4 protein-coding genes and 6 pseudogenes are annotated in these 9,853 nt (G+C 55.7%); 5 read left to right on the top strand and 5 right to left on the bottom strand.

Annotation, left to right across the window (positions count from 1 at the left end; all coding sequences use genetic code 11):
* A partial coding sequence (locus tag NKJ35_RS30390) for an oligopeptide/dipeptide ABC transporter ATP-binding protein (RefSeq protein WP_352651313.1) occupies nucleotides 1-219 on the top strand: 219 nt, incomplete at its 5' end.
* Nucleotides 220-696: 477 nt separating this feature from the next.
* Nucleotides 697-912 (top strand): annotated as a pseudogene (locus NKJ35_RS30395) (transposase); the annotation flags it as partial.
* Between the two features lie 282 nt (nucleotides 913-1,194).
* Here the strand turns inward: NKJ35_RS30395 and glyA are convergent.
* From glyA to NKJ35_RS30415, 4 genes and pseudogenes are all read right to left on the bottom strand, one after another.
* The gene (glyA, locus tag NKJ35_RS30400; protein WP_352651315.1) at nucleotides 1,195-2,451 is read right to left on the bottom strand and encodes a serine hydroxymethyltransferase; all 1,257 of its coding nucleotides are present in this window, start codon (nucleotides 2,449-2,451) and stop codon (nucleotides 1,195-1,197) included.
* A 28-nt stretch (nucleotides 2,452-2,479) separates the two neighbouring features.
* Nucleotides 2,480-3,808, bottom strand: coding sequence for a preATP grasp domain-containing protein (locus NKJ35_RS30405; RefSeq protein ID WP_352651317.1), 1,329 nt, complete (start codon nucleotides 3,806-3,808; stop codon nucleotides 2,480-2,482).
* 37 nt (nucleotides 3,809-3,845) lie between these two features.
* Nucleotides 3,846-4,604, bottom strand: coding sequence for an aspartate/glutamate racemase family protein (locus NKJ35_RS30410; RefSeq protein ID WP_352651319.1), 759 nt, complete (start codon nucleotides 4,602-4,604; stop codon nucleotides 3,846-3,848).
* 852 nt (nucleotides 4,605-5,456) lie between these two features.
* Nucleotides 5,457-5,982: pseudogene (locus NKJ35_RS30415) on the bottom strand (transposase); the annotation flags it as partial.
* A 76-nt stretch (nucleotides 5,983-6,058) separates the two neighbouring features.
* Between NKJ35_RS30415 and NKJ35_RS30420 the strand changes: the two are divergent.
* Nucleotides 6,059-6,496, top strand: a pseudogene (locus tag NKJ35_RS30420) (transposase); the annotation flags it as partial.
* A gap of 312 nt (nucleotides 6,497-6,808) precedes the next feature.
* On the opposite strand, the pseudogene NKJ35_RS30425 reads toward NKJ35_RS30420, so the two are convergent.
* Nucleotides 6,809-7,737, bottom strand: a pseudogene (locus tag NKJ35_RS30425) (IS110 family RNA-guided transposase); the annotation flags it as partial.
* Nucleotides 7,738-7,960: 223 nt separating this feature from the next.
* Between NKJ35_RS30425 and NKJ35_RS30430 the strand changes: the two are divergent.
* Nucleotides 7,961-8,208: pseudogene (locus tag NKJ35_RS30430) on the top strand (IS110 family transposase); the annotation flags it as partial.
* An 86-nt stretch (nucleotides 8,209-8,294) separates the two neighbouring features.
* Nucleotides 8,295-9,350: pseudogene (locus NKJ35_RS30435) on the top strand (IS110 family RNA-guided transposase).
* The last annotated feature ends 503 nt before the right edge of the window (nucleotides 9,351-9,853 follow it).

Here is a 9,853-nt window from a genome sequence, read left to right on the forward strand (position 1 = left end):
AGCCCCATCAATCCGCCGAGCGGGTGCGCGTTTCACCCGCGCTGCCCGCTCGCGGTCGAGCGTTGCCACATTGAGGTCCCTCCTTCGGTGTCGATGGAGGACGGGCGAGTCGTCGCTTGTCACGTGCGCGCTCCCACTTACGCCGCCGCGTCTAAACCCGCAAGCCAACAGGTTCCTGGCGATGTGCCCTCCGCCGGCCTCGTGAAGGTGCTCCGCTAGAGCACGTCCTGTGATTGATGAATCGATTGTGATGTGACGGTTGCGTTTGTGGTGATTCAACATCCACCTCGATGGACGTGGACGATGGGAAGAGCATTGAGCGGGGATCTTCTGCGCGGCGACAATCAAGGTGAGACTCAGCGTCAATCAGGATGAGACTCGGCGGCGGGGGTATGACGAAGGGAGGGCGTAGCCCGACCGATAGTGCTGAAGGTTCTGCAAAAAGTTTTGGAGAGAGAACGGCGCTTGCTCTGAGGGGCGAGCGGCCAGTCACGGTGGTGACGTTGCGATCACCGATTCCCGTGGAAGGGGAAGTGCCATGACCAATCGAGAAGTTAGACTGAGCAGAGGCGAGTTGAAAGCGTTGCTGTTGTCGGATGAGGACGGCTTTCGCAAGGTATTGCAGACTGTGGTGCAGGAGGTTCGTCAGCCAATGACGAGACCGGCCTCGCGCACAGAATTCCTGACAGTCCCCATCGAGGAGACCAGGAGATCAAACGGCGCACCCTGGTCGTTCGCATCTTCCCCAGCCCGCGGAGCTGTCTGCGGCTGGTTCGGGCACTGGCGGTGGAGATCCACGAGAACTGGCTCGAGGCGACCCGCTACCTCAATATGGATCATCTGCGCGAGCAAGAAGGAGAGCCTGAGGGCCTTGGCCGCCTGAGCACCGTCATGTGTCTGCCGCTCCGCTAAACACGGGGGCGGCGCGGCGGACACGCCGACGTCACCGCAATGCCACGCCATTTTGCAGAACTTGACGCACACAACTCGCGTTCGTAGCAAGCCTATCGAGCGCCTAGCCCGTGGGCGATCCGTCCGACATTCTCCATCGAAGCCAAACCGCGTTACCTGCGAAGTTCACAAAAGGTCCTTGCCACAAACGGTGAGCTTGACAAGCATCCTACTTGTGAGATTTCTGTGCCCTGCCGAGATTTGCCGCCTCCTCGGTTGCGGAGCGGGTCAGTCCAACACCGACTATGTCATCCACTTCGGATTAAACAATGGTAGCCCAGCGGTGTTCTTCTTCACAAAAGATCTAAGGTCTGCGACCATGTCACGATTACGACCGGACGTAATCACCTTTCCAATCATAACACCCACCTCGAAAAATTGCTCTTCCCTAAATCCCCGAGTAGTCAGCGCGGCACTGCCAATCCTCAGTCCACCCGACTTAGATGGTGGCAGTGTGTCGAAGGGGATCGCGTTTTTATTTGTGATAATATGACCCTCTGACAACAAGCGTTCAATCTCGACACCGGTGGTCCCGCACCGCAGTAAGTTGATTAGTAGCAGATGCGACGAGGTGCCGCCGGAAACAAGTGTGGCTCCTGCATAAACCAAACCACGCTCCAAAGCCTTCGCGTGTTTCAGAACATCTGCGCAATACTCCTGAAAACGAGGCTTTTGCACTTCCCCTAGCAGCACCGCGCGCGCTGCGATCAGGTCCATTTTCGGAGCCCCCTGCAACCCGGGAAATATTGCTCTGTCAACTTGTTTAGCCATGCTACCTCTACATAGTATCAATCCTCCGCCACGCGGCCCTCGAAGGGTTTTGTGCGTCGAAGTCGTGACGATGTCGGCATGAGGGAATGGAGACGGGATTGCGCGCCCTGCTACAAGGCCTGCGGTATGTGCTAAATCGACCCAAAGAAGTGCATCAACATCTCGTGCAATCTGATGCATTTTCTCATAATCAATCAATCGCGGATATGATGAACCTCCGCAGATGATCGCAGCAGGCCGATTTGCCAGCGCAATTGATCGTACCTCATCATAGTCCAATTGCTCGTCGGACTTTGACACTCCATAGAAACACCAACGAAAATTTTTGCCGCTTGCATGGAAAGGGGCGCCGTGGCTTAAATGACCGCCGTCTTGAAGCCGCATCGCCATTACTCTGTCGGATGGCCGAAAGAGCTCATTCATTATTGCGAAATTGGCAATGGTAGCGCTCAGGGCCTGAACATTCGCGTGTTCGCAGCCAAAAACAATTTTTGCTCTCTCGATCGCTAACATCTCTAGTTGATCAGCATATTCGCAACCCGACGCGCACCGTGTCGCCGGGTAGCCCTCCGCATTCTTGTCCGCAAATATACTTCCTTCAAACCCTCTGACGATGGGAGAGGAGTAATTCTCCGATGCGACCAAGCTTAGTTGCGATAATTGCCTCATCTCCTCCATCCGGACAAGGTTGCTTACCTCTAAATCTACCCATGCAGCGGTCTCACTCACTATCACGCCTCACTATGCCTCGATATTATCATTTAGCTAATTTAACGATAGCGTATTCTATCTCTTTAGCTTCTCTCAAGTCCCTTCCAACGCTTACGAAGTCAAACGGACCGGTACCGTCATAGCCGTCCGTTATTACAATTGCTCCGCGTTTAACGGAAGGTTTGTAGTGAAGCTGACTTTTCTCGAGAAGATCAACAAGATCAGAAAACCGAACGTCAATGGGAACGGCAATCCGCGACAAGGCAACGCACTCCCCGTCTTTGAGAGCGGGTTCGAAGCCTACGGAAGTCGATACAGCCCTTATTAACGAGAAGCTCCCGTGGCGCCCATTTACCTCACATGCAAAGAATCCAACCTCCTTACCCTTAACCACATCCACGCTGAGAGGTCCGACGTACCCAATCTGTTGGGCATAATCACCAAGACGATGACACCAGGACATGACATCTTTGGGCAAATCATCAGCCAGAGATTTACTCCAATATGTCCCTCCATATCCCGGGTTTAGTCGTATAGAAGCGACACCTACAAGGTCCACTCTGTCTGTGCCTATGTCGAAGTGTACACCTATCGAAGACTCATTTTCACTGTATACCTCAACAATCACAGGCTCCATTTGAGTCGCAACCAACCCAATATCATGAAGCGCTGCCCTTATGAGATTAAGATCAACGTCCGGGATAGAAACCGAGCGCGTCGCCCCTTGGAGCGATCTTTCGACACCCTTTGAGATGATGACGTTGCCCTTACCGCCTGAATGGCGAGCCATCTTCAAAATAGCATGATCGAAATCTGACAGGAGCCTACAAATAGCATTTGCCATTTCCCGTTCGCATACACAGATACTGCCCCTAGCAATCGGGACGCCCAGAGGCGGTGCAAATTCACGAAATTTTGCCTTATCGTTTAAAAGGCGAGTTGCTTCAGGACTTGCCGGGCCGTTCGCGTGCGGGAACATGACGGGAACATCGCCCAACAATTCTGCAATACAAGCGGAAACTCCGTCGGCGATAGACGGCTTGAGACATGACACGTGGTGGCGAGCCAGCAAAGTCAGCGAATTGCACAAATGACTGCCGGCCTCGAGGTGCTTTGCCGAAATCGGTAAAGGACGCTTCGTGGGCTCAGGTGACACCGACAAAGTGGTGACTTTACTGCCGCCTTTCAGTAGGTTAGTATACTCTAAAAAGGCGTGCGTTACAGGAGTTGGTGTGACGAGTATATCGTTGTCCTGAGCGAACCAAATCATCTGCTTGGATGCTACCGCATTTGCTTTCAAATCGGCATCTGATAGAAGGTCCACGGCCGGGACCGTTACATCTGACCCAAAATTTGCGAGTATGACCGCTGACATCCGCTATACTCCATTGTTCGTGTTATAAAATGTTTTTTTATTTGTCTGAGAGCGCCCACCAAGCTATACAAGCTTCGGCAAGAATAGCTATCGGATCTATAATGCCCTCGTCGCCTTCGATGTTTTCGGAGATCGCGGACAATTCGCTGCAAGCGAGGAGAATTAGGTCAGGTTTGAACGATCTGGCCTCTTGGACGACGCGCTTTAGGTTTTCCTGTGCCTCGGACAGTCGTCCAGACTTGACGTCGGATATAATGTTAAATACTTCACTCTGAATGGGTTCCATACGATGGAGTACAGATTTATCGAAGGCGTTTTCATTGCGTCTAACATAAATCGAGTTCTGGACAACGGCGCTTGTTCCGAGGGTAAGAGCTCTTATACCGTGTATTGAACCGCCAAGTGAATTACTTACAACCTGTCTTGTTGCGTCGATCATACTGATAAACGTCACTGACAAAGCTTGTCGAACCTCATTGGCCCAGACGTGTGCGGTATTGCAGGGGATTGCAATTGCACCACATCCAGCGTTTTCCAACCAATGCGCGCGTTCCAAAATCTGGCGTAAAGGCGCGTCGCTGCCGATTGAGATTGCTTGGGAGCGATCGGAGATATCGGGGAGTGATAAAGCAATAAACGGGATATGATCCTGGTCTCTTTCAACTCGACTTTTTCGCGCCAAAACGTCCAAAAACTTCGCTGTTGCCAAGCTTCCCATGCCTCCCACCACTCCAAGCGGTTTTCGTTGCCCAAGTAGCTCGAAAGAGTGCGAATTAAATCGTGTCACGTCTGTCATCGAAGAGTCCCATCCCATGAAGGTTTACGACTGAAACAGATGCCGACCGTCAGATGAGAGCAGTGCTAACGCTGGAAGGCGAACACTGGCTCTTGTGAGACACCATCGCCGGAGAGGGCTGGCGAATTCGAACACCTCCTTTAGAAGACCGAACCGACGCCGCCCTAGAATTTGTCCGGCGGCACCCGGCGTCCTTTTAAATGTGCTTTTCAATATTCGCATGTTGTTCTCTGTGTCGCATTAGCTGACGCCGAAAAAGCCGCTTATCTTCTGCAGTCGTCGGCAGACCCGGCATCGTGAACCAATAGAGACCCCGATTTCAGCATGGATTTGCAGAGCCCGCCGACGTACATGAACTCTTCAACTATCATGCCAACTCTGCAAAAGTATCCTTGGATAAAGCGTTTGATATTAGTATCAACTATTTAATCCAGCTTGTGTGCAAGATTCACTGCACGACACCTATGTCGTAGACGCGACAACCCGACAGGGAATTGTCGCAACACCAACGCGGTCGAAAATGCCATCGGACTTGGCGGCCAAGGGCCCAAAAGTGGGCGCTGCTCTCATCCGTGGTGGTCACTTGCAAGCTCAACGACTTCAACTGTGTCGCTTACCTTCCCCTTTCTCGACGGCATCATGACGGAGCCATTCGAAGAGCCAGATGAAGAGGGCACCCGGGCGTTGCCAAGCTCGCGAGCAAAACTGGCGGGAGGAGGTCGGGGTGGACGTGCTGGTGCATTCGCAGCCGCTCCGGCGTTACCCTACCGCTGCACGCCTGTGAGCATTTCTACATCGTCAGCGAAGCGATCGACGGTCTCACCCGTCTTCCGGTGCGCTGCTGGTCGGTTAGGCTGTGGGTGCTGCATTCGCCGCCCTCACCGCCTCAAGATGGCGCACCGCCAAGCTATCCCAGCTGACGTCGGCGCGGATTAGCGAAGCATCGACATGAATGACTTCGCCCTTGGCGATTTTGGCGTGGATACAGGCTTGTACAGTGCGCTCAAACATCCGCTGGAACCGTTCTTCACCCCATCGCCTGGCGGATTCTCGTCAACGAAAAATGATCGGGCAATGCCTCATGGAGGCCGTAGCCGACAAACCATCGGATCGCGATGTTGACGTGCGCCTCCCGCATCAGCCGTCGATCAAGCACAATTCCAAGCAGGAAATCCGCGAGCATCAGGCGGACAGCCACCTCGCGATCGATGCCGGGGCGGCCATTGTCGGTGCAGTAGAGGTTCGCCACCTCGTCGCGCAGCCAGGACAGGTCCAGCACACGATCGACCCGCGCGAGAATATGATCATCAGGGATAAGCTGTCGCAGCGAGCCAGCCATGAATAGCTCAAGCTGATCGCGCTCCTTCCGCGCCAGCATCGCGAATCCCTCCAGAGAATCAACGATTTTCTCAATGAATCAGCAGAAGGAGAGTTCTTCAGCAGCCCTACGTGCCTTCCTCAGAAACGCACTCGATTACGTGCCGCGCAAGGTCGACGACGATTGCCTGGTGGAGCTCCGATGGTTCTACGACCGGCGCGACCTTGCCGAGGTCAAGCGCGACCTGGCGCAGTGGATCGCCAAATGGCAGGCCAAATACCCGAAGCTGGTCAACTGGGTGGAGGACGATATCGAGGAGACGCTGAGCTTCTATCGGCTGCCTCTGCCGCATCACAAGCACATGAAGTCGACGAACATGCTGGAGCGGCTGAACCAGGAGATCAAGCGGCGCACCCTGGTCGTTCGCATCTTCCCCAACCCGCGGAGCTGTCTGCGGCTGGTTCGGGCATTGGCGGTGGAGATCCACGAGAACTGGCTCGAGGCGACCCGCTACCTCAACATGGATCAGCTACGCGAGCACAAGAAGGAGGGCCTGAGGGCCTTGGCCGCCTGAGCACCGCGGTGTGTCCGCCGCTCCGCTAAACACGGGTGCTGCGCGGCGGGCACGCCGACGTCACAGCTCCTGCCACGCCATTTTGCTGATGGGGTTGTCTAATCGCGGTGGGGACGTCAAGTATCTTCGCGCTTGGAGATGCGTTGGCCGGGTACACGGTTGTCTTCGCGGTCAACATCGGTCGCCGCATGATGGAGCTTCGCGGGACGAGCCTTCAATGTGGACGACGCACTTTGCTGAGTCAGCGGTGCAACCCCATCAGCGGAATGGCTCGGCTCACGTCCCGGCAGGGACGCCTCAGGCGTTCAGATACTGTTTGAAGCCGATCCTCTCCCGGAGCTGGAGACCCCATGTCCGCAGGGCGCTCTCGGTTGAGCTACGCGTCAGAATAACCGACGCCGCTTCGTAGAGAAGCCCTCGCAAATGGCGGTCGCCGCGTCGGGATATATGGCCGTCATAATCGACTTCTCCGGATTGGTAGCGGCGCGTCGTTAGGCCTATCCAGGCGCCAACAGATCGGGACGTCTTGAAGTTGCCCGGATCTTCAATGGCAGTGGCGAATGAGGTTGCGGTGATGACGCCGATGCCAGGAATCGACATGAGCATGCGGCATGCCTGGCTCTGACGTGCATCTGCGCGAGCTGGCGCCCAAGCTCGGCGGCACGGATGCGAATGCCGCGCCAGGCCTCCAACATCGGCAGCACGATGAGAGCAAGTTCCTCGTGATCGATAAGAAGGCGCCGAACGTTCTTCTCGAACGTTGTTCCCTTACCTGCAGGAACGAGCAGCCCGAACGTTTTCATGATTCCACGAATCTGGTTCAAAAGTTCGGTGGTGATCCGGACCAGCCGGGTTGTGCCGCCACAAGCGTGCGGGTCAGCATGCTGTCAAATCCTTTCACCCGCACCTCGCGGAAGAATCCCACCTCTGCAAGATGCGCCAAACCGTCGGCGTCGTTCGCGTCGGTCTTATTCGCCGCCATATCGAGCGCAGCTTTGGCATGGCGAGCATCGATGCATATCGCTTGGCACCCTTTCCGCGCGTAGCGCGTGATAGAACCATGCGGAAAGGGGTCCAGTCTCGAACACCACGCGTTTGGCGGCTGGCGCCCGCTTGCGGATAAGCTCGGCAATGATCTTTGGATCAGAGGCGCACTTCCCGCGCCAGACGCGCTTGCCTTCACGTCGGATCGACACCGCTGTCTCTTTCATCGACACGTCGAGACCGATATATTCTTCCATGGCTGTTCTCCATCAGATGCTTGGGCCCGGCGTCAGGTCGTGAGCCCGTATTTCCATTTGATCGGGGAACAGCCACCTTCCAAGGATATGATTGGTTTCAGGGCGACTCGCTCCCGCGATTACCCCCTCTGGATGCCAGCCTTCTCCGACGGCATCGCAATGTGCCGAGTTTGTGGCGTTAGCGCCACGCAAAGGAGAGGCAGGCATCATGTAAAGGGTTACCATCATCGGGGTCGACCTTGCAAAGAACGTCTTTCAGTTGCACGGAGCGGGAGAAGACGGCTCTCCCGTGTTCCGCAGAAAGCTGTCGCGCCGGCAGTTTTGCAAGTTCATGGCGAGTCAACCCGCATGTGTCGTAGCGATGGAAGCGTGCGGCAGCTTCCACCACTGGGCCCGTCAGATGGCTCGGCTTGGCCATGAGGCAAGACTGATTGCCCCGCCTATGTCAAACCGTTCATCAAACGGCAGAAGATGGGATGGTTGCCGCCCTCCCCAATACGGCATGGCAATGTGCCAAGGTCGTGGTGTTCAACGCCACGAAAAGGAGAGGACGGCAAATGGAAGATACAATGATCGGGGTGGACCTGGCAAAGAACGCTTTCCAGCTTCACGGCGCGACAATGACGGGGCATTTGAAATTCCGTAAGAAGCTGACGCGGTCACGGTTCCGGCAGTTCATGGCATGCCAGCCGTCTGCGGTGGTTGTGATGGAAGCATGCGGTAGCGCGAGCTACTGGGCGCGAAATGGTCAAGCTTGGCCATGAGGTGAGACTGATCGCGCCGCAATATGTGCGGCCCTTTGTGAAAAGGCAGAAAAAACGATGCTGCCGATGCTGAGGCAATCGTTGTTGCGGCACAGCGCCCCGAGATGCGTTTTGTCCCAGCCGAAGTCGGAAGCTCAGCAAGCCTGCGCTGTGCTGTTCCGAACGCGGGAGCGCCTTCTCCATCAGCGCACCGAGCTTGTGAATGCCCCTACGTTCGGTGCTGTATGAGTATGGCCATATCGTTCCGATAGGAATCGCTCACATTAAGCGGATTGAGAGCATCCTGGAGGCACCCAACAGTGACCTGCCCGAGTTGGTACGCGATGAATGCGGCGACCTGATTGAGCAGATTGCCGAGAAGACAGCTCGGATCGAAGCCAAGACGAGGAAGCCAGAACCCTGTCCATGGCGACTGATACAGCGCGGCGACTGCAGACAATGCCGGGCGTCGAGCCACAGACCGCGCTGGCGATCAGCGGCTTTGCTCCCCCGATGGAGAGCTTCAAACGCGGACGATTTGCGGCCTGGCTTGGCCTCGTGCCACGCCAATACACCTCCGGTGGCAAGGAGCGACTTGGACGTGTGTCGAAGGCCGGACAGATTGATATCCGATCTTTGTTGATCATTGGCGCCATGTCACGCCTGACAGTGCTGGCTCGCAAATCGATCGTCGAGGGATCATGGCTGGGACGGATGCTGCGTCGCAAGCCACTCATGCTGGTCGCGATCGCGCTTGCGAACAAAATGGCGCGGGCGATCTGGGGGATGATGACGACCATGATATGCAACAACGCACCTGAGACCGGGGCGTCGGAATGTGAGGAAGGCATGAACTGCATGGGCAAATGATCGATCAGATCGGGATCAGGAAAACCAGAGTCAAGTTGAGAGCCCACGCAAGCTCGCTTTGCTGATTTGGACCTGATCCGCGCATCACCATACCGGCCCGCGGCATATGGAACGGCCGCAAATCAAGGCCTGACACATGACCGCACTCGATCACATGCCCAATGCATCAGGTTCTTCCTTGCAAAACGGCTGGCATCCCCACAAGAACTTGACGCACACAACTTGCTCGCGCCGTCAAGGCCGCTGCCGCGCTGCTTTCGGCGGTGGCCTGCGGCCAGCCTTCACCGCGCTTTGCGCGACGCTCGCCGCAATGCCGTGAGGTCGGAGCAAGGGGATGATCGTCGGGTCAAACAAGGGATGCCGCTTCCCCGATGACGCTTTCGCAGAACTTGACGCACACAACTATGGCGCCAACTGACATTCCGTCAGAGCTTTGTCGGGTCCGCGACACAGGCCTGTTTAGCCAATCTCTTATTTTGCCTCAGCCCAAATAGCTGAAACAG

It is taken from the genome of Mesorhizobium sp. M0136, from assembly GCF_040322515.1.
Classification (GTDB): domain Bacteria; phylum Pseudomonadota; class Alphaproteobacteria; order Rhizobiales; family Rhizobiaceae; genus Mesorhizobium.

Bases quoted from the DNA above. Each gene is read 5' to 3' on its own strand.
- NKJ35_RS30405 (WP_352651317.1), bottom strand. From the start codon at position 3,808: ATGTCAGCGGTCATACTCGCAAATTTTGGGTCAGATGTAACGGTCCCG.
- NKJ35_RS30410 (WP_352651319.1), bottom strand. From the start codon at position 4,604: ATGACAGACGTGACACGATTTAATTCGCACTCTTTCGAGCTACTTGGG.